This window comes from Bacillus sp. FSL M7-1020 (assembly GCF_038050415.1).
GTDB lineage: Bacteria > Bacillota > Bacilli > Bacillales > Bacillaceae_G > Bacillus_A > Bacillus_A toyonensis.
The window spans coordinates 2306312-2331406 of sequence record NZ_JBBOTW010000001.1 but is presented as its reverse complement, the minus strand read 5'-3'; the positions used below and the strand labels follow the sequence as shown (position 1 = coordinate 2331406).

General features: G+C 31.9%; 24 protein-coding genes and 1 riboswitch. Of the genes, 5 read left to right on the top strand and 19 right to left on the bottom strand.

The features are described 5' to 3' along the window. Nucleotides 1–196: 196 nt before the first annotated feature. A complete protein-coding gene (locus MHB70_RS11810; protein ID WP_000643938.1) occupies nucleotides 197–1186 on the bottom strand; it encodes a zinc-binding dehydrogenase in 990 nt (329 codons plus the stop codon). Between the two features lie 189 nt (nucleotides 1187–1375). After that, nucleotides 1376–1882 carry a GrpB family protein gene (locus MHB70_RS11805; protein WP_061530094.1) on the bottom strand — a complete coding sequence of 169 codons (507 nt, stop codon included), beginning with the start codon at nucleotides 1880–1882 and terminating at the stop codon, nucleotides 1376–1378. 127 nt (nucleotides 1883–2009) lie between these two features. Between MHB70_RS11805 and MHB70_RS11800 the strand changes: the two genes are divergently transcribed. Both MHB70_RS11800 and MHB70_RS11795 read left to right on the top strand, forming a co-directional pair. Then, complete coding sequence (locus MHB70_RS11800) at nucleotides 2010–2891, top strand: protein kinase domain-containing protein (RefSeq protein ID WP_000651961.1); 882 nt, start codon at nucleotides 2010–2012, stop codon at nucleotides 2889–2891. Nucleotides 2892–2932: 41 nt separating this feature from the next. Then, nucleotides 2933–4234 carry a sensor histidine kinase gene (locus MHB70_RS11795; protein WP_002106283.1) on the top strand — a complete coding sequence of 434 codons (1302 nt, stop codon included), beginning with the start codon at nucleotides 2933–2935 and terminating at the stop codon, nucleotides 4232–4234. 99 nt (nucleotides 4235–4333) lie between these two features. Here MHB70_RS11795 and MHB70_RS11790 read toward each other — a convergent pair whose 3' ends face one another. From MHB70_RS11790 to MHB70_RS11775, 4 genes are all read right to left on the bottom strand, one after another. Beyond that, nucleotides 4334–4441 (bottom strand): YjcZ family sporulation protein, encoded by a 108-nt coding sequence (locus MHB70_RS11790; RefSeq protein WP_000120182.1) that lies wholly within the window; start codon nucleotides 4439–4441, stop codon nucleotides 4334–4336. A 135-nt stretch (nucleotides 4442–4576) separates the two neighbouring features. After that, on the bottom strand, nucleotides 4577–5377 hold the full coding sequence (locus MHB70_RS11785; protein ID WP_000552028.1) for an energy-coupling factor transporter transmembrane component T family protein: 801 nt from the start codon (nucleotides 5375–5377) through the stop codon (nucleotides 4577–4579). Further along, nucleotides 5370–7070, bottom strand: a complete 1701-nt coding sequence (locus MHB70_RS11780; protein ID WP_001182464.1) for an ABC transporter ATP-binding protein — start codon at nucleotides 7068–7070, stop codon at nucleotides 5370–5372. Before MHB70_RS11780 ends, MHB70_RS11785 begins: the two co-directional genes overlap by 8 nt. Nucleotides 7071–7080: 10 nt before the next feature. Further along, nucleotides 7081–7629, bottom strand: coding sequence for an ECF-type riboflavin transporter substrate-binding protein (locus tag MHB70_RS11775; protein ID WP_001038218.1), 549 nt, complete (start codon nucleotides 7627–7629; stop codon nucleotides 7081–7083). A gap of 139 nt (nucleotides 7630–7768) precedes the next feature. Further along, nucleotides 7769–7884: riboswitch (SAM riboswitch) on the bottom strand. A 151-nt stretch (nucleotides 7885–8035) separates the two neighbouring features. Between MHB70_RS11775 and MHB70_RS11770 the strand changes: the two genes are divergently transcribed. Further along, the gene (locus MHB70_RS11770; protein ID WP_000978599.1) at nucleotides 8036–8719 is read left to right on the top strand and encodes an aspartate/glutamate racemase family protein; all 684 of its coding nucleotides are present in this window, start codon (nucleotides 8036–8038) and stop codon (nucleotides 8717–8719) included. A 49-nt stretch (nucleotides 8720–8768) separates the two neighbouring features. Here the strand turns inward: MHB70_RS11770 and MHB70_RS11765 are convergent, their stop codons facing one another. The 7 genes from MHB70_RS11765 to MHB70_RS11735 form a co-directional block, all read right to left on the bottom strand. After that, nucleotides 8769–9947 carry a macrolide family glycosyltransferase gene (locus MHB70_RS11765; protein ID WP_061530093.1) on the bottom strand — a complete coding sequence of 393 codons (1179 nt, stop codon included), beginning with the start codon at nucleotides 9945–9947 and terminating at the stop codon, nucleotides 8769–8771. A 253-nt stretch (nucleotides 9948–10200) separates the two neighbouring features. Beyond that, nucleotides 10201–10731 (bottom strand): signal peptidase I, encoded by a 531-nt coding sequence (lepB, locus tag MHB70_RS11760; protein WP_000811461.1) that lies wholly within the window; start codon nucleotides 10729–10731, stop codon nucleotides 10201–10203. A 76-nt stretch (nucleotides 10732–10807) separates the two neighbouring features. Further along, on the bottom strand, nucleotides 10808–12934 hold the full coding sequence (locus tag MHB70_RS11755) for a peptidoglycan D,D-transpeptidase FtsI family protein (RefSeq protein WP_000726031.1): 2127 nt from the start codon (nucleotides 12932–12934) through the stop codon (nucleotides 10808–10810). Nucleotides 12935–13153: 219 nt separating this feature from the next. Continuing rightward, nucleotides 13154–14941, bottom strand: a complete 1788-nt coding sequence (locus tag MHB70_RS11750) for a PAS domain-containing sensor histidine kinase (protein WP_000994069.1) — start codon at nucleotides 14939–14941, stop codon at nucleotides 13154–13156. Between the two features lie 455 nt (nucleotides 14942–15396). Next, the gene (locus tag MHB70_RS11745; protein WP_000766360.1) at nucleotides 15397–16248 is read right to left on the bottom strand and encodes a Cof-type HAD-IIB family hydrolase; all 852 of its coding nucleotides are present in this window, start codon (nucleotides 16246–16248) and stop codon (nucleotides 15397–15399) included. Nucleotides 16249–16425: 177 nt separating this feature from the next. Continuing rightward, complete coding sequence (locus tag MHB70_RS11740) at nucleotides 16426–17004, bottom strand: cysteine dioxygenase family protein (RefSeq protein ID WP_000954447.1); 579 nt, start codon at nucleotides 17002–17004, stop codon at nucleotides 16426–16428. 113 nt (nucleotides 17005–17117) lie between these two features. Continuing rightward, nucleotides 17118–18332 carry a cytochrome P450 gene (locus MHB70_RS11735; RefSeq protein ID WP_000378115.1) on the bottom strand — a complete coding sequence of 405 codons (1215 nt, stop codon included), beginning with the start codon at nucleotides 18330–18332 and terminating at the stop codon, nucleotides 17118–17120. A 141-nt stretch (nucleotides 18333–18473) separates the two neighbouring features. Between MHB70_RS11735 and MHB70_RS11730 the strand changes: the two genes are divergently transcribed. Beyond that, the gene (locus tag MHB70_RS11730) at nucleotides 18474–18971 is read left to right on the top strand and encodes a PadR family transcriptional regulator (RefSeq protein ID WP_000289114.1); all 498 of its coding nucleotides are present in this window, start codon (nucleotides 18474–18476) and stop codon (nucleotides 18969–18971) included. Nucleotides 18972–19073: 102 nt separating this feature from the next. Here MHB70_RS11730 and MHB70_RS11725 read toward each other — a convergent pair whose 3' ends face one another. The 6 genes from MHB70_RS11725 to MHB70_RS11700 form a co-directional block, all read right to left on the bottom strand. Further along, a complete protein-coding gene (locus MHB70_RS11725) occupies nucleotides 19074–19229 on the bottom strand; it encodes a DUF1540 domain-containing protein (protein ID WP_000046090.1) in 156 nt (51 codons plus the stop codon). Nucleotides 19230–19302: 73 nt separating this feature from the next. Then, nucleotides 19303–19932 carry a Vat family streptogramin A O-acetyltransferase gene (locus MHB70_RS11720; protein WP_001069238.1) on the bottom strand — a complete coding sequence of 210 codons (630 nt, stop codon included), beginning with the start codon at nucleotides 19930–19932 and terminating at the stop codon, nucleotides 19303–19305. Then, nucleotides 19922–21205 carry an MFS transporter gene (locus MHB70_RS11715; RefSeq protein WP_000108180.1) on the bottom strand — a complete coding sequence of 428 codons (1284 nt, stop codon included), beginning with the start codon at nucleotides 21203–21205 and terminating at the stop codon, nucleotides 19922–19924. Before MHB70_RS11715 ends, MHB70_RS11720 begins: the two co-directional genes overlap by 11 nt. A gap of 268 nt (nucleotides 21206–21473) precedes the next feature. Continuing rightward, nucleotides 21474–22709 (bottom strand): cytochrome P450 family protein, encoded by a 1236-nt coding sequence (locus tag MHB70_RS11710; RefSeq protein WP_000062110.1) that lies wholly within the window; start codon nucleotides 22707–22709, stop codon nucleotides 21474–21476. Nucleotides 22710–22868: 159 nt separating this feature from the next. Beyond that, complete coding sequence (locus MHB70_RS11705; protein WP_000282699.1) at nucleotides 22869–23273, bottom strand: hypothetical protein; 405 nt, start codon at nucleotides 23271–23273, stop codon at nucleotides 22869–22871. A 142-nt stretch (nucleotides 23274–23415) separates the two neighbouring features. Beyond that, nucleotides 23416–24420 carry a DUF1835 domain-containing protein gene (locus tag MHB70_RS11700; protein ID WP_000565713.1) on the bottom strand — a complete coding sequence of 335 codons (1005 nt, stop codon included), beginning with the start codon at nucleotides 24418–24420 and terminating at the stop codon, nucleotides 23416–23418. Between the two features lie 298 nt (nucleotides 24421–24718). Between MHB70_RS11700 and MHB70_RS11695 the strand changes: the two genes are divergently transcribed. Next, nucleotides 24719–24931, top strand: a complete 213-nt coding sequence (locus MHB70_RS11695; RefSeq protein ID WP_000416832.1) for a hypothetical protein — start codon at nucleotides 24719–24721, stop codon at nucleotides 24929–24931. The last annotated feature ends 164 nt before the right edge of the window (nucleotides 24932–25095 follow it).

Genomic DNA, 25095 nt, shown 5'->3' with positions numbered 1-25095 from the left:
TATACAACATTTAGTCACATTTGGATTTTCACTTTATTTGTTTTTACTATTTTTCATTTTACAATTATGTAACTATTTACATACGTTAAAAATATATAATGTTAAAAAACCTTTCTAAATAACAAAATTAAAAATCTATACATGCATAAAATACATACCATATTGATATAAAAATATTAGTTGTTAAATCATATTTTTATTCCATACGTAGAGCGATATTACCAAATTGTTCGCCTTGTTCCATACGATTTAATGCCTGAACTGCTTCTTCTAACGAAAAACTTTTATCCATAATTGGTTTAATTTTATGTTTTTTTATAAACTGAATCATTTCATTAAATTCCTCACGGCTTCCCATAGATGTTCCCATAATATCGATTTGATTATAAAATAATGCACGTAATGGCAATTCAATTTTCTCTCCTGAGCTTGCACCAAAATTAACAATTCTTCCATTTGGTTTTAATACATCAAAATATTTTAAGAACGTCGCAGGACCAATACTATCTATAATTAAATCTACTTTTTCTCCTTGCAAACTCTCTTCCCAATTTCCAGAACTATTAAAAGAACAGTCTGCACCATATTTTTCAGCAATCACTCTTTTGTTCTCTGACCTTGAAGTAACACTTACTTTTGCGCCAATTGCTTTTGCAAATAACATGGAAAAGGTTGCCACACCACCGCTTATTCCTGGAATTAAAACATGTTCACCGCACTTCAATCTCCCCTTTGTAAAAAGTGCTCTATATGCAGTTAATGCCGGTAATGATAGAACACCGGATTCTTCCCAAGTAAGATATGACGGCTTTTCCACTACATTTTCAGCTGGTACAATTACATATTCAGCAAACGTTCCATCTTTCGGTCCACCTAACACTTCAGGTAACTCTGGCACATTAGCAATACTATCCCATCCAATACTAGGATTAATAATAACCTCGGTATGTAGTGAAGTATTTGAAACCCCTTCTCCGATTTCTGTAACAATGCCCGATCCATCTGATCCTATTACTAATGGTATATCCATTTCTTTTCTATTATTTATTATAAATAAGTCTCTATGATTTAACCCTGCAGCTTTTAACTTTACTTTTACTTCACCAGCATTAGGAGTTAATTCAGATAAAATTTTATATTCTAACCCCTCTAATCCTTTTTTATATTGATGTATAATTGCTTTCATTGTTTCATTCCCCCTTAATATTTTTAATGTACTAGAAACATTGAAATAAATAAAACAATCTGTCTCCAATAAATAGAAAGAAAGTATATTTTTATGACAAAACAGAACATCCTTCCTTTTAAAAAGCAAAAGAAGGATTTATCAGTACTATTTTCAAAACTATTTAGATAAAAAACTGTAAATTTAACTTTAATTGATTCTAGCCAATTCTATTATATTTCGAATAAATGGCGCTTTTGCATTTGTATACGACACACGATCAAAAGGATATGTAGCTGCAAGCCCCTCTTTTAGTTCTCTATATTCTTTACGTGCCCATTCATGTTTTTTTAGAAAGTCTCGAAACAAAAGATTATTTCTCCATTCCTCGCTATTATAAATATAAACATGCAAATGATGAGTACCCCCTCTCCATTTCCCCTTTCTGAAAAACCGCCAACTTGGTGTTTCTTTTGGGACATACTCATATCCAATTTCCGAAAGGATATGAGTCCACTTTTCGGTAATTTGTAAATCCGTTACGCCAATCATCATATCAATAAGAGGTTTAGCGCCTAACCCTTCTACGGCAGTGCTTCCTATATGTTCAATAGCAACAATTTCTTCCCCTAATAAAGAATTAAATTTGTATCTTTCCTTTAAGTATTCTTCATGCCAGTCTTTTTGATAGGATTTTATAATAATTTTTTGATCCATTTTATTTGCCTCCTAAAAAGCTTTTATCATTATATTTATAAAATTTCATGTTATTAATATAGGATTTTCACAAAATATGTCGAATATTAAAACATACAACTTTATTATAATAAATGCGAGGTACATTATGAAAGATATTCCAGTTGAAATTCAGTTGAATCAAGTAACATTACAATTAAAAGAACATCATAATTTTGATTGGCTTTTGAAATTAGGAACTGTATTTGCCGTTTTTGACCAACAAGATTCGGGTAATATATGTTTTGGTGTAGAAAAGGATGGTCATAAGAAATTTGTTAAATATGCAGGAGCACAAACAATTGCATATAATGGAACTCCAGAGGCCGCTATTGAAACATTAATAAAATCGGTTTCCCTTTACGATGAATTAAAACATGAATCACTAATAACTTTAATTGAACACTTTCCAGTACATAATGGATATGTTTTAATATTTGATTGGTTTGATGGGGAATCGCTTCACCCACATTGGAGTTTCCCACCTTCTGAGAAATATAAAAATCCAAACTCTCCATTTTATAAATTTAGACATTTAACTGTTGTGGAACGAATTTATTCATTAAATGCGATTTTTTCTTTCCATGCTCATGTAGAACAGAAAAACTATGTGGCTATAGATTTTTATGACGGTAGTATTTTACATAATTTTAGTACAAATGAGACGAAGATTTGTGATATTGATTTATACTCTAAAAAACCATACATAAATAAAATGGGAAGACTATGGGGTTCCTCTCGTTTTATGTCTCCTGAAGAATTTGAGTTAAACGCTATAATTGATGAAAAAACAAATGTATTTAATATGGGCGCGGTAGCTTTCGCACTTTTAGGTGGTGAAAAAGATCGTTCCTTTATAAAATGGGATGCAAGTAAAGAATTATATGAGGTTGCCTCTCGTGCTGTGAATGAAAACCGTGCAGAACGGTATACATCAGTAAAAGAATTTTATGAAGCATGGTTAAAAGTATCTAGTGCTAAAATGATATAAGCTTATATTTTTAAAACAAATATAGAGTTTATACTTTTATCATGTATAATACATATGAAATGGAAATTCAGAATGACGAGGCTAATATTATGGACTTTGTTTATATTAATCAAAATGTATTAAATAATCTTCTTTACATTTTAAGTAGTATATTTATTTTTTATTTTATATATGATAACAGGCGCTATTTGAAGAAATATAAAAGACTGCTTATTATTCTTTGTACGAGTATCCCACTTATTTTATGTATGAGATACCCTATCTATATGGATGAAAGTTGTATTCATGATTTAAGACAAATCCCAGTAATAATAGGTACACTTTATGGTGGATTCCCTGTCGGCATTATATTGTTTACTATTTTATTAATTACAAGAGTTTTATTTTATGGATTTAACATGTTAACAGTTATCGTTTATGGCACAATGTTCATCATAACAGCATTCGCATCTACAAAATTTAATAGATACAATAGAAAGGTTAAAGTAGCTTTTGCTATGTTTTTAACTTTTTTCCTAGCAATATTTACAACTGTGATTGTACTAACATTATCAGAATTTGAAGTAAATAATTTATATATTATTTATTTCATATTATTACCGACTACTTTAATGTTATTTATTGTTTATTTTAATGAAGTTTTAAAAGATGCAGTATTTATGCGCTCAAAATTAATTAAAATGGAAAAGATGGAGATCGTTAGTCAACTTGCTGCTAGTATATCGCACGAAGTAAGAAATCCCTTAACTGTCGTAAAGGGATTTACACAACTTTTAAAAACACCAAATTTATCTCCTGAATCAAGGGACGAATACATTGAACATATACTTGAAGAATTAAATCGTGCGCAAGAGATTATTGATGACTATTTAACGTTTGCTAAACCAGCACCAGAAAAACTAGATCATATTTCAATAGACCAAGAGTTAAATCGAGCTATTAATATGATATTGCCATTATGTAATATGAATACGATACATATTACAAAAGATTTCTCAAAGGCAACCATTGTTGGTAATAAACAACACTTTCAACAATGTTTTTTAAACTTAATAAAAAATAGTATTGAAGCAATGCCTAATGGTGGTACCTTAAATATATCCTCCACTATAAGCAATAATAAAGTTATAATACGAATTGAAGATAGCGGAATTGGAATGTCACAAGAGCAAATTAACAGGTTTGGCGAACCTTATTTTAGTACAAAATCAAAAGGTACTGGTTTAGGTACGATGGTTGCTGTTAAAATTATTGAAACGATGCATGGTAATTTAAAAATCCAAAGTACCGTTAGTAAAGGAACGGCTTTAACGATTACATTCCCAAAAGATAAAAATATATAACAAAGAAAAAAGGAGCATAATAGCTCCTTTTTTCTTTGTCTCGATACATAAGTATCTTCTATGTTTTTTAAGTTTACATTTGTGAAGACTAATTAAAAATTAGTATCCTCCGCCCCAACAGCTGCATCCTACAATTATTAATAAAATGAATAACACAACTAATAAAGCGAAACCTCCACCAAAACCACAAGAACCACCGTAACTCATATTTTTTCCTCCTTTTGGTTTGAAAACTAATAGGTAGTTGATCATTTTAACTGGTTCGTATTATACATTATGTATATATCCCTTTTTTGAGCATGTCTACTTAAAAATAAGTAAAAGCACTCGATTGCGAGTGCTTTAAAATGGATACCAAAAGTTTTGAAATACATTTAGTTTTAAATATACTGCAACCATTAAAATAAAAACACCTGTAAATAAAGCAATGAAATCACCACTTTCCGCTTTACTTGTATAGAACCACGTACGTTTATCCTTCTTTCCAAACCCTCTTAAATCCATTGCATTTGAAACGGTATCGATTCTTTCTAGAGAATGAATGATTAGCGGCCAGAAAATTAAAATACGGTTTTTCATACGAATCCATAAGCTCGCTTCCCCTTTTTCAAAAGCTACTCCTCTCGCTTCTTGCGCATGTTTAATAATTTTATATTCGGACTGAATATCAGGTATATAACGTAGTGCAATATTTATTGCATATGTAATCTTATAATGAATACCAAGTTTACTTAAGCCACTTACAAATTCACTTGGATCTGTCGTGTAAATAAAGATAAGTGTAAATGGTAACAACGTAAAATATTTTAATGAAAGTGTAACTGCATAAAATAATGTTTCATATGTAATTGTTGCATAACCAATATGTAAAAACGAAGTATACGATCCAGTTAATTCAGATCCATGAGTCGGTGTAATTAATAAAATCATAACAGTGTTTAATAAACTAAATGTAAATATAACAGTAAAAATAAGTAAAATTTTACGAAGTGGAATTTTAGCAAGTAAGAGTCCGATACATCCAAACATAAATAAAATTAGTAATATGCGAAAATCAAAAAACATAAAAGTAAGCGTCATACAAAATATAAACAAAACTAATTTCACAGCCCCATCCATACGACGAAAATACGTATTATGCATTTTCCTCCCTCCTACTAACATCGCAATAAAGTTCCATAAACTTTTCTGGACATGAAATTTCACTAAATGTAACAAGCTCGAATAAAGAACTCTCTCTTAGATTGGCTCTTTGTAACGTTTCTTTATGTCCTAATACAGTAGTTGCAGTATTATCCGCAATGATTTCTCCCTCATGTAGAACTACCGCTCGGTCTGCATATTCTAATGCTAGATTCATATCGTGTGTTATGAAAATAAAGGATATTCCCTTTTTAGCCAGGTTTCTAATAAATGACATAAACTGTTTATAATGATAATAATCTTGTCCAGCCGTCGGTTCATCTAATATGATAAGTTTAGGATTTGTTGTTAATACAGATGCGATAGTTAATCTCTTTTTCTGCCCATAGCTTAATGCCTGAATTGGCCAATTACGAAATGGATATAAACCACAGATTTTTAATGATTCTTCAGCTCTATAGTTAACTTCTTCCTTAGAAAACTTTTTTAATTTTAATGTGAATGAAACCTCTTCTAAAACAGTAGGTTGTGTAATCATATGATTTGGATTTTGCATCACATAAGAGATCATCTCCCCACGCTTACGAATAGACCAAGAACTAATATTTTCTCCATCTAATAAAATCCCTGCATTACTTGTTTTATTTATACCAATAAGACTGTGAGCTAATGTTGATTTTCCAGCTCCATTGTGTCCTAAAAGAGCGATAAGTTCTCCTTTACTTATCGAAAAATTTATATTTTTCAATACTCTTTGTCTATTAGGATAGGAAAATGATAAATTCTCTACTCTTAATAATTCTTTATTTTTAGTAGCATCTTTTAAAAAAACTTGCTTCTGCATCCATTCTTTTAAAACGCCACTAATTTTTTCCTTTTGAATTTTTTCCAGTGGATATATTACAGCATTATTACTATCAAAATGTAATCTCTTTAATGCTTCAATATAAATCGGCTCCCTTAAGCCAATACGAGGCAATATATTTGATGCTAATATTTCTTCCGGAGTCCCTACCGTAATGACTTTACCTTCATCAATTAAAATCATTTTATCTAAATCCAATTTTAATATTTCTTCTATTCGATGTTCAATAATTACAATTGTTTTATTAGTTTGTGCATGTATATCTTTCATAAGTTCTATCGTATGTATGGCGCTTAGCGGATCTAAGTTTGCTAAAGGTTCATCGAACAATAATATATCCGCATTTGTTGTTAAGAGACCTGCAAGAGAAACCGTTTGTTTTTGTCCTCCTGATAATTCATGCGGACTTTGTTTACGAAAAGTATGCATCTTTACCTTTGTTAATGAGTCTGCAACACTCTTTTTCATATCATCTTGATTTACACATTCATTTTCTAAATAAAAAGCGACATCTTCTTCTACTGTAAGGCCAATAAACTGAGCATCTTGATCTTGTAATATTGTTCCTACATGCTTACTCTGTTCAAAAATACTGCCTTTCCTCGGGTCTTTACCAGCAATTAATACGTTACCAGTACTAATCCCTTCATACGAAAATGGGATTAGCCCATTAATACAATGAGCTAATGTCGACTTCCCAGAACCGCTTCGTCCAGCAATTAGTACTTTTTCTCCAGGGTTGATATGAAATGTAATATCTTTCAAAGTAGGCTGCGCAGCATGCTTATATTGAAAGCTGAATTCTTCAAACGAAATAATTGGTTGCATGTTAACATCCCTACTTTTCAATTTTTAAATGTGTATGTTTTTTATTCGATTTTGCTAGGCCAATTGTAATCGGTAATCCAAGAACTAAGAAAACAATAACATCAGCAATGGTTGCCCCTAATACTTGTATAACAATTTTGTCAAACGGTTCTCCCATCACGATAATATCGAATACCCCAGCAAATATAATAGCAATGACAATACCTACTAAACCAGTAATTGCTAAATAAGAAATATCTCCCTTACTAAACGACCCATTTTTCACATTAAACCCACCTCTTTTTTGAATGAGCCCCATCGCAAAACCAATAATTCCTGAGCTCAGAACCCAGCCCCACCAAATCCCCCCACCAGAGATCGTATCTGTTACGGTATGACCGATAAGTCCTATTAACAGTCCTGCTACTGGACCAAATAACGCTCCAAAAATGGTTAATATAGCTAATCCAGGTTTAATAAATGTATTTGGTGCAATAGTAAATCCCCAAAGTCCTAATATCCCATATAAAGCTGCTCCGATTCCGATTGCTACTACTAACTTTGTTGATAATTTGTTCATTTCAATTCTCCTCTCAAATTAGTCAGCTTTCATTACTCTATATTTATTTTAATAATGAATTATGCATCGACACTCCCTTTCTATACAACAAAAAATGACCTCTTACATAAGAGGTCATTTTCTTTCACGTGCAAGAATCCTCTTATCTTTCAAAAAACACATCGTGTCCTCTGCGGAATTAGCACCTTCCTATGAATGCACATAGGGGTTGCTGAGGTTTCTTAGGGCCGTTCCCTCCACCTCTCTGGATAAGTATTAATTTGTAATTCGTATTATGGCACTAAGAAAGATAAATTTCAACACTTTTCTAATTATTTTTATTTTTTATTAAATAGTGTATTTAAATCATTGTATTCTTATCGGAATTATGAAATAATGGATTCGAAATTGTTACAAGGGGGAATGTATGATGAAAGTAATTGGTTTAATTGGTGGGTTAAGCTGGGAATCTACATCACTATACTATAAACATATTAATACGCTAACACTCTCTCAATACGATCAAAATGCGAAGCTCGTTTTATATAGTATGGATTTTGGAGAAGTAACTACTTTATTACAAAACCATCAATATGAAGAAGTAAAAAACGAATTAGTCACAGTTGCTAAAAAGGTTGAAAAGTCCGGGGCGGAATGTTTATTAATGTGTTCAAATACAGTCCATTTATTTGCTGAGGAAGTAGAACAAGCAATATCAATTCCACTTCTTCATATCGGTGATGTAAGTGCTAAAGAAATGGTAGAACAGAATATAAAACGTATCGGACTATTAGGAACGAAACAAACGATGGAACAAGATTTTTATACATCACGACTAGCAAAATATAACATTGAGACAATTATCCCAAATGACGAAGAAAGAACTTTTATCCATCACGTCATATTAAACGAATTAAGTAGAGGCATTATTTCAGAAACTTCAAGAGAGAAACTAATACAAATTACCAATTCATTAATTCAAAACGGTGCGGAAGGTATATTACTAGGCTGTACTGAAATACCATTACTTATTTCCCAAAATGACCTTACTGTTCCTGTTTTTGATACTGCTTTTTTACATGCAAATACTGCTGTACAATTTGCTGGATAATAATATACAAGCATAAAGGTAGAGCCTCTATGCTTGTATATTGTCCGAACTATTTATTTAAAAGAGCATCAATAACTGCAATGGCTCTTTTGGAACCACCACACCCTAAAAAACTTTCATTCAGTTTTCGAATGCCATGTTTATACTTTTCATTTGAAAGAACGTCTGTTACCGCCTCTTTTAAAGTTTGCACATTAACATGCTCTTTCAATAATCTATGTGCTGCCTCAAGTTCAGTTAATCTTTGCGCTATCATTGGTTGATCTTTATCATGCGGTATTATCACAAATGGGACATTGTAATGAATTGCATCGTGTACACTATTCATTCCACCATGTGTAATAAAAACATTTGCTTCACTTAATATTTCTGATTGAGGTACGTAAGGGGATATAATAAAATTGTCTGGAGCTTGCTTAATTTTTGAAATATCATTTCTATCACCGATCGCCATTACTACAATCCCTTCGAAATTTGAAAAAGCATCAATACAAGTATTAAAGAATGGTTCGAGCCCTTCAAGAAGTGTTCCCATTGAAATATAAATAACTTTCTTTTTTGAAAGCAATTCAAGTGGAAACTTTATATTTGTTTTGCGCTTTATCATACTCGGCCCAATAAAAACATTCTTTTCTCCGAACGAATCGCTATTAGGTTGAAAATAACGACTTGTATACACGAGACTAATGTCTCCCTTATTTTGCATAAATTGAAGATGATTTTTGGGCTTTACTCCAAATTCATGTTCCATTTGATACAGTAATTTTTCAGAGAGTTCATCGGGTTGGAATTGTTTTTCTGCATTTGGATGAAAAGGCAAGGTTTCCAATACTTCTGGTGGAATTAAAAATATAGGAGAGGAAACTATGGCTGGAACTTGTAAATATTCCTTTACTAACTCTCCAGCACCAAATATATCATAAACTACGAAATCAAAATTTATGCTTTTACATAATTCTTTCGTAATTTCTAATATATATAAAGAAGTTTGAACATGTACATGAAAGAAAGTTGTTAATCCATAGGAAGTTTCATTATCAATAGAAATCTCCTTTAATAAATCCGGATGAGTATGTACAATAGCTCCCAAAACTTCAAGCCTTTCCTTAAAGTTTTCCGTTGTAATATAGTGTACCTTATCTCCTCTTTCAGTAAAAGCCTTTACTAAACTTAATGTAGGATTTACATGTCCCTCTGCAGGAAAATTAACTATTAAAATATTCAACACGTATTTCTCACTCCTTACAATTCAATGTTCTTATTAATCGTACTGTAATTATTACAAGCAATCTTCCCCTAATAGTCCCAATTTGCTTACTACTTTAGGTTGATAAATAATTATTATTCATCGGAAAAGGCATCTACATAAGTAGATGCCTAACTGTGATAAGGAGTGTTCTGTGAGGTTAGGATAAGCTTTTCTGCTTGTCCTATGCTATCAATATATGAATTATTTTATAAAACGTGAATAGTTAATAGAATTATTTTAACCATTTTATTTGATCAAATGGATAATATACCATTTTTACTTTACCTATTATATTTGACTCATCAATTAGTCCAAGCGTATTCCTACTATCTTTACTATGATTTCGATTATCACCTAACACAAATAATTTATGCGTGGGAACTTTCATTTCTCTAAAGTTTGAAAAACGATTTGATACTTGTGACATATCTAACTGTATATACAACTCATCTCGTTTTTTGCCGTTAATATATACCACATCGTTTCTTACTTGTACATTATCCCCTGGTAATCCAATAATTCGTTTCACGTAGTATGTAGGCTCGTCTTCTTTTTTTATTATTACAACATCACCATGATGAAAAGAAGAAAAATAGATACTAGCCTTATTAACTAGTATTCGATTATTTTCATTCAAAGTAGGTTGCATTGAAATTCCTTCTACCATACAAAATAAAAATGACTTATTAATAAAAAGAATGCCTATTATAATTAAAATATAGCTGCATATTTTTCTCCAATCTTTTAGAATTAATTGCTTCATATATACCTCATTTCTAACCTATTCGTATGTAAAAACGCCTCTAGTTCATATAAATGCTAGAGACGTTTCGTATATATTAATTCTCTTTAGAGTCATAAGTTTTTGGTGCTTCGCCAGTTAATCGCTTATTTTTCAAATCAAAATAAGCATCTAAAACTTCTTTCCCAATATCAGAGTTAATACCAGACTTATCATTTATAACCCATGGTACTACAACGGAAAATGCTACTTCTGGATCATCATATGGCGCATATCCTGCTAATGTTAAATTATAGCATTCTCTACGATCGCCTTTCTCATTTCTCCCAATATCACTTTCTCCACCGTATACAGTCTGTGCAGTTCCTGTTTTGCCAGCTGGTTTATACGGTGCTTTTTGGAACGCCCTTACTCCCGTTCCATCCCCTTCTTGGAATACTCTTCTAAACCCTTCTTTTACTTGATTGATATATTCTTCTTTCATATCAATTCTATTTAAAACAACAGGTTCTATTGCATGCATCACTTTACCGATTTCATCCTTTTGAGCGGTTTGTTCTCTAATCTCTTGAACAATTTGTGGTTTCATTCGATAACCGCCGTTTGCGATAGTCGAAATATACTGTACAAGCTGAAGTGGTGTATACGTATCATACTGTCCAATCGAGTAGTCTAGTAAGAAACCAGGTTGATTATCTTTTTTACCAATTTGTCCAGCTGTTTCGTTCGGTAAATCAATACCAGTTGGAACACCTAATCCAAATTGCCTGAAATAATATCTCATTTTATCAAAATATTCCTGTTTAATATTTAACGAACTATTTTTCACATAATCTACACCTGCAATTTTCAATGCTGTATTAAACATATAAACGTTTGAAGAAACTTGTAACGCCCTTAGATCATCAATATTTCCGAACTCTTTCCAAGACTTTTTTTCCTTAGTTCCTTTAAACTTCATTGGTGCATCATAAAAATATGTACCTGGTGTTATAGCTTTCGTTTCAAATCCTGTTAATACTGTTGCACCTTTAACAGTTGATCCAAGCTCATATGAACTTGTCATCGTACCTAAAGCATAATCTTCTACTTCCGTTTTTCCGTCTTTTTCTATAAGCTTTTTCCCAGCCATTGATAATACTTGGCCGTTTTTCGGATTCATCATTACAACGAAAGCACGGTCTAACATTGATTCTGAACCTTTATATGCCTTTAATATTTTTTCTATGCTCTCTTCAACTTTTTTCTGTAATTCCATATCAATTGTTAACGTTAAATTTTTCCCACTTTTCCCTTCAGAAACTGTTTCCATTCTCATTGTATTTCCTTGCTTATCAGCTACACTTCTCACTTCTTTTTTCGAGCCGTGAAGCACATCCTCGTATTGCTGCTCAATGTAACTTTTCCCTATCCTGTCATTTCGGCTATAATCACGCACTAAATAATAATCTAATCGTTCACGTGGCAATCCTTCATCAGCATTCGAAACGTTTCCAAGGACTGAACGAAATAAGCCATCATTTACATAGTGTCTCTCCCAATCAACCGATGCGTCTACCCCTGAAAGATTTCCTAAATTTTCACTAACTTTTGCATATTCCTTTTCACTCACATCTTTTTTAATAATTTGAGGAGCCATTTGGTAACCTGCAGTCATTTTACTTTTAATAGCTAACACTTTTATATCTTGAGCTGTTAACTCTTGAAGATTTTTATCTGTAACACGCTTTCTTCTTAAATCTTCTATTTTCTTATCTAGGTCTTTACCCGTAATATCTTTTTCCCTAAACTTGTCTATTTCTTTTTTTGATATTAAATTTTGTGCGAGTTTTGGATTTAATTGCATCCAAAAATCTTTCTTATCCGTCTCAGTTAACTTGTCTATATCTTCTTGCGGCATTTCAATTATTTCCTCAAGTTGTCTTGCAGTTTTTAGTATATCTTCTGATTTTACACCTTTCATCTTTGTATACGTAATCGTGCGTAAAGACTTATTATCAACAACTGGATTCCCTTCTCGATCAAATATTTTCCCACGCGGGACAGAAAGACTCACAGTTGCCTTTTCTCTCTTCTCTACTTCATTTTTATATGTCTCTCCATCGACAATTTGTACTTTACCTAACTGTATAATCATGGCAGAAAATAATAAAAATACACAAAAGAATAAAATATTTAAGCGCATCGGTATTGCTCTACCACTCTTTTTCTCTTTCTTTTTCACCTCGTCATAATCTCCTCCTTACAACATTTTTAATACTTTTAGGCTTTCTATATTAAAAGTAATGTACAATTTCCACACATTACTTTGTACGCATATAAATATAACGTTCAAAACTTAATAGAAATTAAAACAAACATAAAGAAAAGGTAAAGTTTACTAAATTAAATATAAAAATACCCAATAACAAAAGCTTAGCTTTGTTATTGGGTATTAAGTATTTTAAGATTTAATATTAGAACGTATTGAAATACATCTATCATCACAATTTGATAGAGATTGTTTACTCTGCATTTTTGGCAAGTAAATCGTTACAGTTGTCCCGACACCAACCTCACTCATTATACTTATTGTTCCTTGATGACTTTCAATAATTTTATAACTTAACATCAATCCAATACCGGTACCTTTTTCTTTCGTACTATAAAAAGGTTCACCTAATCTTTTAATTCTTTCTTCAGGTATTCCTATTCCTTCATCTATTACACTAATAATGACACCATTTTTATGTATTTCTTTTATATGAATTGAAATTTTCCCACCATTTAGCATTGCTTCAATTGAATTTTGCAAAATATTAATAAAAACTTGTTTCAATTGATTTTCTGAGCATTCAATGATTATCTCTTCGGAATCTGTAAATAGTTCAACTTGAATATTTGTCATGATTGCTTTTGTATTAATTAGTGATACGACATTTTTAAAAATTTGATAAATATTTTTCTTTTCTGTATTTATTTCATCAGTTTTAGCAATCGACAAAAACTCTTGGAGAATTGCTTCTATTCTTTCTATTTCGGAAAGCATAAGGTCAAAGTATTTCTCTTGATCCTCTTTATTAATTTGGAATAACTGTATAAATCCTTTAATTACAGTTAATGGGTTTCTCACTTCATGAGCTACACCGGCTGCTAATTGACCAATTGCCGCAAGTGTATCTGATTTATTTAGCAATTCTTCTGCCTTTTTCCGCTCTGTAATATCGCGGACAATGATCATAATTTTATCTTGTAATAATGGTAAACATCTAGCTTCAAAGAAATCAATACTTCCATTAATTGTTAGAGGATATTCTACAATTACATTCTTTCCTTCATCTTTCAATTGGCGAATTGCTTCTTGAAATTGCTGTGCTACTGGAGACGGTAATATTTCGTAAAACTTTTTTCCCATAAAAGCTTCTGCGGGCACGTAAAATTTTGTAGGGGATCCTGCTTTATAATCTATAATTGTCCCATCATCTTTTGTTAAAAAACATAAATCTGGTAAAGCTTTGAAAATTAATTCTAATTCAGAGGTTTGTTGTTTTAATTGCTCTTCTATTGCTTTTAAATGTGTAATATCTACCCCAACAGCCCAGTAACTAAATCCTGTTACAGGAAATTGCTCTGATATATTGGACCACATTATCGTTTTAATTTCTCCATTTTTACATGTTAAACTCATTTCCCAATCTCTAAAATTTTTTCCACGAGTCAAAAATTTATTTTGTATTTGATGGCGATAATTATGGTCAGGATACAGTAATTGAAGAGCGTTTGGATTCCCAATTATTTCTTCAGCAGTATAACCTGTTACAATCTCGCATTCTCGATTCCACAAAACAAAATCTCCATTATAGTCAAGCGCATCAACCATAACAGGCATGTTTTGTAAGATCGTATGTAGTTCTTCCTCTTTTCGAGAAAGTAACGATATATTTTTACTTTGAACTTCTTTTTTCACCCCAGTTATAATAAGGTTAGAAAGCATTTCAAAATATTTTTGGCAATTGAAAATTTCGCTTCGTTTGGACCATACAACAAAAGATCCTAAATATTGATTGTATAAGAAAAGGGGGATTTCAATTTTTGGAAGTTTACATACTTTCATTTCATTAATTCCAAATGAAAATATACATTCGTTTTCAGCATCAAGAAGTTGATGTGATATGTTGGTTAATTTATAAAATTGTTCTGCCATGGTTTCTATTGTACTCACATCAATAAGTTCCATTAGCCGCGCATTCATTCCTTTTTCACCTCAATATGTAAAATTTATACAAATTCAAAATTCATACTTCTTCATTATACGAAGAAAGTGCTCCTAGGTATATAGCTGTAGAATAATTATTCAAACAAATTCTATTTTTCAATTAAAAACAGAAAATAATATGGGAATGTTATGCGCTGCTAGTAGAAGTATAAAGTGAAACTTTAATCAGTGGGGGTTTTGTTCATCCCCCACCTAACTTCTTTGCTTCCGCTGAATTTTGAGGTGAGGGGTCTTACTGCCCGTTAATGCGGGATAAAAATATAATAATCATAAAATTCACAAAAAATTCACAACTTTCATGAAAAATATAAACATTTATTCCAATATATTCTATATAATGAGGTGTAATAAGGCTTCTATGAATCTCATAGAATACCTTACCCCTAATAAAAAGAAAAAAAGAATCTTTTTGGATTCTTTTTTTCTTTTTATTACATTACATATTTATATAAAGCATGTGCGACACCATGTTCTTCATTTGTTAACGTTTCGTATTTACACATCGCTTTTATTTCTTCAACTGCATTTCCCATTGCAATTGATATATTTGCTTTCTCCATCATAGAAACATCGTTTAAGCCATCGCCTATTGCTACAGTGTTTTCAACTGGAATATTAAGATGTTCTGCTAAAGTATATAATCCATTTCCTTTTTGAGCATCTCGATGATTAATCTCTAAATTATGCCAATAGGAAGATGTAATAGCTAAATCCGTATTATGCAGAAACGTTTCTTTTAATTTTTTTAATTTCTCTATGTCATAAGAAAACGGTAAAAGTTTATGCACATGTATATCCATTTCTACAATTGGTTTACAACTTTCTGTGCTATGAAATGCTGTATGCTCAAGGTATAATGCAGCAATCGTTTCTAACTCTTTCAAATCGAAATTTCCTTTTGCATTCTTCACATACTCGATTTCATTACGTACACTCTCTACTCCATAATCGGGTACATACACACCTTTATTAGTATAGAGCTGATAATACAAACCATTCTCTTCAAGATATTCTACAATCTCAAGTGCCTGCATATTTTGAATTGGATATCTCTTCATCATTTTTTTATCTTTATATATAAGCGCACCATTTTCTGCGATAATCGGACACTCCAAACCAACTTCTAACAATAGTCGTTCAATATCCACAATAGAACGTCCTGTACAAATTGCTACAACATGGCCAGCTTCTTGACATTTTCGAATTGCTTCTGCATTCTCTTTACTAATCATTTTATTCCCTGAAAGAAGAGTTCCATCTAGATCAATTGCGATTAATTTCATTATTTCTTCACCACTTTCTATAAATACACGAGTTTTTATTAAATAAAAGGTATCGTTTTCATACGAATCTCGTGAAGTACTCCTTATTTATAATTTATGAAAAGCGTTTCAGGTCAAGAAATAATTAAAAATAAAATCCAAAGCTGTTCTTTTTATAGAAAAGCTTTGGATTTTATGCTATGAATTATAACTAATATATTTTGTCTCACACATATATACATTTTTTTCTTCTGTTGGGATATATACTTTAAACTTTTCTAAACGCTTTCCGTATATATGAATAGTGATTACGCTTTCATTTTCGGGTATTTCTAGAATATGACAATCAGCTGGTGGAATTACTTTATCTGTTTCGCCTTCTCCCAAATAAAGATTTCCTGTATGTGTTAAATAAGAAAGTGAATTTCCAAGCTGCTTCGTTTGAACAAAGTTCTGCACCATTATCCTTCCTGAAAAAACGCCTTCTACTCCCCATGTACCATCATGATCATGTAATGGTGTAGATTGTCCATCTTTCCATACGAGAGCTAATACTTCAAAACGTTTTAATGGATCTTCATACAGTAAGTGTCGTGCATATTGAGCCGAATTTGACTTCTGTTTATCTAACGGAAGCCATGTTTTCTTTTCTAAAAGTTCTTCTAGTAATGTTTCAATTTTACACACGATTTCTTCTTCTAATAAATCACCATTTATTAAATCAGTTACAGCTTTAATAAATGTTTGAAACGTTTTACTCCCATTGCACGTTAACATAAGCATCCTCCTCTACGCTTTTTTCACACACCTCCATACTATAAAACACACCAAAATTTTACAATTGAGAAATAAAAAAACAAGGTACAATACAATGTACCTTGTTGAACGTTTTATTGAGTTTTTAAGCGAATAGGTAAATATTTTAAAGTTTGCTCATTTTTCAATATACATCTTTCTAAATTAAAAGATGGAGATAACTCTATTTTTTCGAAAGCATTTATAAAGGTACTTAATGCAATCTCCGCTTCTAAACGTGCAAGCGGTGCCCCTAAGCAAAAGTGCGGACCTTTACCAAAGGTTAAATGTTTTTCATTTCCTATGCGGTGTAAATTATACTTAGAAGCATGTGAGAATTTGTTCTCATCTAAATTTGCTGCACTAACCCATGCAACAATCATTTGATCCTTTTTCATTAAAGGACCAAATATGTTTGTATCCTCTGTAATCCTCCGAGCTAATGTAACAGGAAAGCGATAGCGTAATACTTCCTCAATCGCTTTTGCAACTAATTTAGGTTCTTCTCTTAATTCTTGATAAATTCCAGGTGAATCCACTAAAAAGCAATAAAAACTATTAATAATTAAATTTGTAGTCGTTTCATTACCAGCTGCTAATAAACCTAATGAAAAAGTTACAATTTCTTCATCGGTTAATCTTTCACCTTCATATTCAGCTCGTATTAAATCTGAAATAATATCATCGGTTAAATGATATCTTTTTTCTTGAACGATCGGTAAAAGATATGCTTTAAATTCATTTAATGCGATCCCTTTCTCGGCATCCAGATCATTAAACTTTTCTTTACTATACGGCATAAATAAAATATCAGACCATTCTTTAATTTGTTTACGGTCTGTAGTAGGTACTCCCAATAGGTCTGATATAACGGTAACAGGTAAAGGTGCAGCAAATTGATTAACAATATTAACTTCATCATACTTTTTTATATTTTTTACAAGTTCGTCTGCAATAGCTTGTATACGAGGTTTCCACTGTTCTAAACTTCTTGGAGTAAATGCTTTAGAAACAATTGAACGTACGTTACGGTGTTCTGGCGGATCTGTAGAGTTTATATTTATTCTAGTTTCTAAAGGAGGGATTGCGAATTGTCTCCGCTCCCTTCTACTTGAAAATAAGCGATAGTCTGATAAAACACGATTCACGTCCTCATATAAAAAAACATTCCAAACATCTTGCTCTTCATCATAATGTACTTGGTGATTATCCCTCATAAATTGATACCATCCATACGGGTTCCACAGCTCTTCTTTTGTTTTTAGCTTTGAAATTTCATGAACTAAAATAACATTTTCAGGTGAATCCATAGTTCTTTCCTCCCTTTTCTTTTACAATAAAAGTGATAGGTAGGTAATTCAAAGTTGTATAAACTAACATATGTTATTTTAACATATACATAGCAAAACTTTTCAAATGAAAACTTGAGAAATATATGAGGAGGCTTTTTTATGTATGTTGATATTTTATTACTTGCAGAATTAACAACAGGGCCAAAACATGGCTATGAAATAAAGAAAAATATTCAAAATCGGTTAGGCAATAATTTTGAATTAAATCATAACATGCTTTACCCTACTCTTCGGCGTTTTGAAAACATGGGAGCCATAATGAAAAATGTACAGAAACAAGTCGGAAAACCAAACCGAAATATGTACAATATAACAGAAAGAGGAGAAGAAATTTTTTATGAAATGTTAAGAGAATTCCCCGAAAAGATTGCGACAAACAACACTGAGGTCCTTGTACGTATCGCGCTTTTCGACAAACTTGATTACGAGGCTAGAATAAAAATTTTAACTACGCGCCAAAACGTTCTTCAAAAACAACTTACAGCCATCCAATCCCGTGACGTTGTCTCACCTTTTATTACAGAAGTTGTTGAATTTACTAAATCACGTATTGAGCATGAACTACGTTGGATTACATCACTTATGAAGAAAATATAAAAAAATAACAGAAAAAGTTAAAAATAATGAATGAAAATGAGATTTATTATCAATACTAGTATTAATAAAAGGGCAACCACGATTTGGCTACCCTTCAAAAATTTACAATTCTGGATCGAAAGTTTTGCAATCTGTTTCTTCCGTTGTAGATGCTTGTTTCCCTTTATGACTAACTACATAAATTGCATCTGCACTACATTTATTACCGTTAGCCCAAAATTTACAATTGTTTACTTCACATAAAACGTCTTGTGCCATAGTATCACACCTCCTTGTTCTATTATCATTAACAAAATTCGGAGGTATGATACTCTTTGTCATCTATTTTTTATTACCTTTTTAGCTTTCTTAATGTTTCTATATGCCCTCGTACAATAGCATCGATATTTTCAGTTATCTTTTCAATGTCAAAATGCCACCATTGAATTTGCAATAATTCTTCTATTATTTCATTTGAAAATCTCTCTTTTATTTTATTTGCAGGGTTTCCACCAACAATTGTATATGGTGCGACATCTTTAGTCACAACAGATTTCGCTGCAATGATTGCACCATCTCCTATTTTAATTCCGGGCATAATCGTTGTATCCATACCAATCCAAACGTCATTTCCTATAACTGTATCTCCTTTATACGGTAAATCAGACAAATCTGGTGTAAACTTCTCCCATCCATTCCCAAAAATATTAAACGGATAAGCTGAAAATCCATCCATTCGATGATTCGCTCCGTTCATAATAAAGGTAACTCCAGATGCAATACAGCAAAACTTGCCAATGAAGAGACGATCTCCGATAAATTCATAATGATATAATACTCGATCTTCTAATGTTTCCCCATGTTTCGCATCATAATAAGAATAGTCACCAACAAGTATATTAGATTTCGTTATTGTATTTTTTATAAAATGAACGTTTTGATTTCCTTCAATTGGGTATTTAACGTTTGGATTAGGATTCATGTTGCACAGCACTTCCTTTACCATTCATTTCACTTTCTACTGCTATTACTGGCTTTAAATTGTATATAGGTAAAATAAACAATAATCCAATAACAAATAGTAGAGCCGTCCCCTCGTACATCATACTTAACGAAAACATCTCCTTTAATGAACCAGCAATACTCATCGTTACTACCATTGAACCGGTGAACAGTGGACTTAAAATGCCATTTACTCTACCAATAAAATCCGTATCGCTATTTTGTATAATAAGTGTATTAATACCTATTTGAATACACGGTAGAGCTAACCCACTAAAAAGTTGTGCCGTAAGTGTCACCCATAAATTTGTGGAGTAACCAATTATACCAATTCCAATAGCCTGACCAAGCATACCTACGATTAACATTTTTTGCGGCGCAACGTTTTTTGCGAATACCATCGCTAAAGCTCCGCCAACAATCATCCCTGCGCCATTTACTGTTAGTAACCATTGTAAACTCTCTTTTGATAACCCTAACTGCTCAGTTACAATAAATATGCCTAGTGGCTGAATTAAGCCTATTCCTAGTCCTGCTGCCATAAAACATAATCCAAGTAAAGTTAATGCTTTTTTCTTTTTGACGTATTTAATACCATCCTTCATTTCCTGCAACAGCGTGATGTCTTTCTTTTCTGCTTCGTTTTCAAGATCTTTTGGAAGAAATAACAATACACCTGCAGCAAGTAAAAACGCGATACCTGTTATAATGATTGAAATATAAATTCCAAAACTATGAAAAATAAATGTTCCGAGAATTGGTCCTAACACCATAAATATCGCAAAAATCGTTTGATATATCGACATTGCTAATTGAATTTGTTCCGTCGATAAGTGTTGTTTAAACAACTTCATTCCAGATGGTTGAGAAAACTGCGAAAGGATTGCAGAGATTAGCGTCACAAAAAACACAATTTTCCACGTTCCAAACATAAGTGTAATTAATACAGCGAATACTGAAATAGAACTTAACGTTTCACACCATATCATTGTCCTCTTCGGCTTCCACCTATCAGCAAAAGTTCCACCAATGAATGAGAATATAAAAATCGGGGCGAATTCAGCAACTGAAATCATTGATATAGCGAAAGCATCACCTTTCGTCATTTCCATAACATACAATAATACCGCAAAGTTTCGAACCCATATTCCTATTTGTAAAAATAATGCTGATGCAAGAATTCCCTGTACAAATCGATTTTTCAATACTTGTGATACCCCATGATTTTGTTTCGGTTCTATAGTCGTCGACATAAAAAAGCCTCCTATTTCATGTTCTGAACAGGAGGCAGCACAAATCATATGAAAAGACTATATTTTTCGCAGTGCGAAACACATCCCTTTTCTATATATGTACATACTAATCCTATTCAGAAGAATATTTCGTTTTTTAACGAAGATCTCTTAAAAATAGAATTAGTTGATCATTGGGATAGTTTCACCCTTCCGTTTCGAATTTAAATTACACATACATACTCTATGTAAAACATTTTCAATGTATGCATGTCTCATTTTAACTATTCTAGAAAGTCAAAGGCAATTCCTCTAAAGAACGCATTAAATAATTTCCTTGCCATTTAATATCTTCACGATCGCCCTTTATTTGTAGTTCAGGCATTCTTTTAAACAGAGTAGTAATAGCAATCTTTGCTTCTAATCTAGCAAGTGGAGCTCCTAAACAGAAATGACTACCATGTCCGAAAGCAATGTGACGGTTATTCTCACGCATAATATCAAATACTTCTGGGTTTTCAAATACTGTTTCATCACGGTTTGCGGAAGCTAATGCGATAATAACCATATCTCCTTTTTGGATTGTTTGGTCATGAATTTGAAACGGCTCAGCCGCCCATCTTGCAGTTGTCACCTCAACTGGAGAATAATAACGCAATCCTTCCTCAATAGCTGAATCAATTAATTTCGGATTATCTTTTAATAACTGTAATTGCTTCGGATTTTCAAGAAGTGCTAATACCGTATTTGTTATTAAATTCACTGTTGTCTCGTGTCCGGCTACAATTAATAACATGATCATTGAATATAGCTCTCGAGCACTAAGTTTCTGCCCTTCATTTTCTGCAAGTATTAACGCACTAACCAAATCTTCTTTTGGATTTTTTCGTTTTACATCAACTATATATTGAAGATATGTAATAAACTCAGATAGTTGTTTTTCGGTTTCTTTTATTTCTTCAGGTGTTTCTGGCGATGCAATGACAGCATGAGACCAAATTCTAAATTTCGCTTGATCCTCTTTTGGAATTCCAAGCATCTCACTTATTACAATAATCGGTAATGGGAATGAATAATCATCCACAAGATTTAATGTACCTTTTCGCTCTATTTCACTTATTAAATCATCCGCTATTCTCTGAATTCTTCCGTCTAACTGTGAAATCATCTTCGGTGTAAAAGCTTTTTGAACTAAAGATCGTAAACGACTATGGTTAGGTGGGTCCGAATTTAACATGTGCGTTGTTAAATGATCACTATTGTCAACGGAAAGATACATGTTCTTTGTATCTTGAGGAAACACATTTGCCTGATCTTTTTTTAAGCGATTATCTTTTAAAAGCGGCAAAGCATCTTCATATCTTGTAATGAGCCATTCTTTACCGATTTCAATTTGATTTACAAATAATATAGGCTGCACTTTTCTCGATTCTTTATAAATTTCATACGCATCTTCTTTAAACTGAGCTGAAGCTAAATTAATGCCATCCTCTATTCTTAGGCCCACTTTGTTTTTCATTGACATTGCATTCCCTCACTCTCACTTGTTTTTGAAAATCAACCAACATATGCATTATACTCTAATAAAAACGTGAAAATTGTAAATTTTTAATTAAAATCTTACTTCGTATATTGAAAAATAAAAAAGTGAACGAGTAAAAGTATTCTACTCGCTCACTTTTCTTTATGCGAAGCACATAAAGTTACTAATTTGTTGATATCGGTAACTTACTTTACGACGGCGACCACCTTGCCAAGTATAACCTGAAACCCCGTTTCTTCTTACCTCAGTTGGAAAGAACCATAAATCTCTTCCGAAAGGCCCAGATCGATGTAAACGTAAATAGCCCCATCTTCCTAGACAGTTACACATCCATGATTTCATATTACCTGCTTGTGCAGGAGAAGCAAATGTGGACGGTAACGACGGAGCTTGTGACGGTGGTGGTGACGTTGGAGCATCTTCCGCATCATCTGGTCTGTAATCTTCTTGTTCAATATCTCTCACTTCATTTGTAGATTCATAACCGTAGTTTTGTGGATTATAATACATCCCTTGATCATATGGATAGTTTTGTTGATTATACATATTAACAAATCACCTTCTTTTCATTTCCTTTAACATTCATATGTAATTCGTTAACTATAGGAAGCTTATGTATAGCCTAAATTCAATTGAAAAAAGTTCGCATTTTAAAAATACGAACTTTTTCATACACTGGATATATTTATTATTTTTTTAACTTCACACTATAAAAACGCATTTGATCTAATGAACCTTCATATTCAAATACTTCTTGCTTAATTAATTCTTTCAAGCGATATTCCAAAAACGTATCCCCAACCAATTGATCTGCAAGACCAAGTGCTTCACCTATTACTCTCGGAGCTTTATGAAATTCTTTATCTGCTCCTACATTTTTTGCACACTCAATAATGAATTGATCAAAATAACCTTCTTGTACAGAATGCACTTCATCGTCTTTCCAAACTCTTAAAAACTCCATGCTTTGCGATAATATATCCCACTCATGTGCAAACTTCATTCGCTTCTCTTCAGTTAAATACGGAAATTCCACAAAACGTTTTAGAAAAAGAGCTAAAATTTCAGGAGATAATTCTCCAGTTCCACGAATATCATAATCTTGTTTTAATATTTCTCTACTCGCTTCAGAAGTATTTATAACACGAATATTTTTCTTATCTTTTAATTGAGCAATTGCAAAACAAAGTCCTACATGCTCATGGGCATTATCCGCCTTCCAAATGGTAATCGGTGTTTCATTCGGAATTGAATGTAGCTCTTCTAAAGTCTCCTTAAATCTTGGTAAATACTCTTCTTCAAAATAACAATCATAAGAAGTTAAGTTATTTAATAACCACTGTGACCTTTCTAATTGACCTTCATTCGTATGTAATTGATGTATGGGACCAATTGAAAAGAATTCAGAGTATGAAACAACATTCTCCTCGTGTAATCCTTCTTGTTTCAACATATATTTTAAACATCCAGCTGTTGAATCATCAAAGGCAATATGAATGTGTGTACTTTCTTCTAAATTCTTTTCCTGAGTTGTATGACTCGTCAATTGCTTAGGGATATTCGTTAAATTTTTTAGCATATCTTCGCTATAATTACCGTCTAATACATCTAACTGTATGAGAATACTTTGAAGTAAATGTTTTGCTTCATCTTCATACATATCCTCAACAACATTTTTAATTTTATCTATCATATAAATCCCTCTATTCATTTCTAAAATAACGTAGATTATAGTGTATCATTTTAGTCTAGATGTTTAAAAGTCTTTTTAAAGCCAAATCGTTTATTACACATATTGCTGCAACCATCTAAGTTTTTAACAAAAGCTTTCTCTATATTTCTCTCAATCTATAGATCTATAATGTTTTTTGCTTTCTCCTTATCTATCTCCCAAAATCACATTAGTTGCTAAATATTTTTTAAATACTTTGTAAATCTTTTTATTTAAATGTATAATTATATAGAAAATAAAAAATACAGGAGCAATATGAATGGAGAAAGTACTTACTAATTATAAACATTATTTAAAAAATTGGAGATTTATATTTATTTGTATATTACCTGCTGTCGCTTTATTGTATACATTCGATGTCATCTTCGAACTACTGATTCACCAAAATTTCTATTTGTCTAATTTAATTATTGCTATTATATTAACCATAATATTTATTAACGTTAAAGATAAGTTTAAAATCAAAAGTTAATGAAAACTATAATTGAAACGAAACCTTTATGAAGCTACATTTTTCATAAAAAATAAGAGCACCCTGCTATTGGATGCTCTAATGTGATTAGAGGTTTTTTCTGAGTATGTAGTAGAAAAGACCTTTCTATATCCATTCATTCTTGATAGCCTACATGATTACTA

What these genes read in the sequence shown, in the direction of transcription:
- MHB70_RS11805 (WP_061530094.1), bottom strand. Translation starts at nt 1,882, where the DNA reads ATGGATCAAAAAATTATTATAAAATCCTATCAAAAAGACTGGCATGAA.
- MHB70_RS11715 (WP_000108180.1), bottom strand. Translation starts at nt 21,205, where the DNA reads ATGTCGACGACTATAGAACCGAAACAAAATCATGGGGTATCACAAGTA.
- MHB70_RS11725 (WP_000046090.1), bottom strand. Translation starts at nt 19,229, where the DNA reads ATGGCACAAGACGTTTTATGTGAAGTAAACAATTGTAAATTTTGGGCT.
- MHB70_RS11810 (WP_000643938.1), bottom strand. Translation starts at nt 1,186, where the DNA reads ATGAAAGCAATTATACATCAATATAAAAAAGGATTAGAGGGGTTAGAA.
- MHB70_RS11695 (WP_000416832.1), top strand. Translation starts at nt 24,719, where the DNA reads ATGGAGAAAGTACTTACTAATTATAAACATTATTTAAAAAATTGGAGA.
- MHB70_RS11800 (WP_000651961.1), top strand. Translation starts at nt 2,010, where the DNA reads ATGAAAGATATTCCAGTTGAAATTCAGTTGAATCAAGTAACATTACAA.
- MHB70_RS11740 (WP_000954447.1), bottom strand. Translation starts at nt 17,004, where the DNA reads ATGTTAACGTGCAATGGGAGTAAAACGTTTCAAACATTTATTAAAGCT.
- MHB70_RS11770 (WP_000978599.1), top strand. Translation starts at nt 8,036, where the DNA reads ATGATGAAAGTAATTGGTTTAATTGGTGGGTTAAGCTGGGAATCTACA.
- MHB70_RS11710 (WP_000062110.1), bottom strand. Translation starts at nt 22,709, where the DNA reads ATGTCAATGAAAAACAAAGTGGGCCTAAGAATAGAGGATGGCATTAAT.
- MHB70_RS11720 (WP_001069238.1), bottom strand. Translation starts at nt 19,932, where the DNA reads ATGAATCCTAATCCAAACGTTAAATACCCAATTGAAGGAAATCAAAAC.
- MHB70_RS11785 (WP_000552028.1), bottom strand. Translation starts at nt 5,377, where the DNA reads ATGCATAATACGTATTTTCGTCGTATGGATGGGGCTGTGAAATTAGTT.
- MHB70_RS11735 (WP_000378115.1), bottom strand. Translation starts at nt 18,332, where the DNA reads ATGGATTCACCTGAAAATGTTATTTTAGTTCATGAAATTTCAAAGCTA.
- MHB70_RS11730 (WP_000289114.1), top strand. Translation starts at nt 18,474, where the DNA reads ATGTATGTTGATATTTTATTACTTGCAGAATTAACAACAGGGCCAAAA.
- MHB70_RS11775 (WP_001038218.1), bottom strand. Translation starts at nt 7,629, where the DNA reads ATGAACAAATTATCAACAAAGTTAGTAGTAGCAATCGGAATCGGAGCA.
- MHB70_RS11700 (WP_000565713.1), bottom strand. Translation starts at nt 24,420, where the DNA reads ATGATAGATAAAATTAAAAATGTTGTTGAGGATATGTATGAAGATGAA.
- MHB70_RS11750 (WP_000994069.1), bottom strand. Translation starts at nt 14,941, where the DNA reads ATGAATGCGCGGCTAATGGAACTTATTGATGTGAGTACAATAGAAACC.
- MHB70_RS11795 (WP_002106283.1), top strand. Translation starts at nt 2,933, where the DNA reads ATGTATAATACATATGAAATGGAAATTCAGAATGACGAGGCTAATATT.
- lepB (WP_000811461.1), bottom strand. Translation starts at nt 10,731, where the DNA reads ATGAAGCAATTAATTCTAAAAGATTGGAGAAAAATATGCAGCTATATT.
- MHB70_RS11705 (WP_000282699.1), bottom strand. Translation starts at nt 23,273, where the DNA reads ATGTATAATCAACAAAACTATCCATATGATCAAGGGATGTATTATAAT.
- MHB70_RS11780 (WP_001182464.1), bottom strand. Translation starts at nt 7,070, where the DNA reads ATGCAACCAATTATTTCGTTTGAAGAATTCAGCTTTCAATATAAGCAT.
- MHB70_RS11790 (WP_000120182.1), bottom strand. Translation starts at nt 4,441, where the DNA reads ATGAGTTACGGTGGTTCTTGTGGTTTTGGTGGAGGTTTCGCTTTATTA.
- MHB70_RS11745 (WP_000766360.1), bottom strand. Translation starts at nt 16,248, where the DNA reads ATGAAATTAATCGCAATTGATCTAGATGGAACTCTTCTTTCAGGGAAT.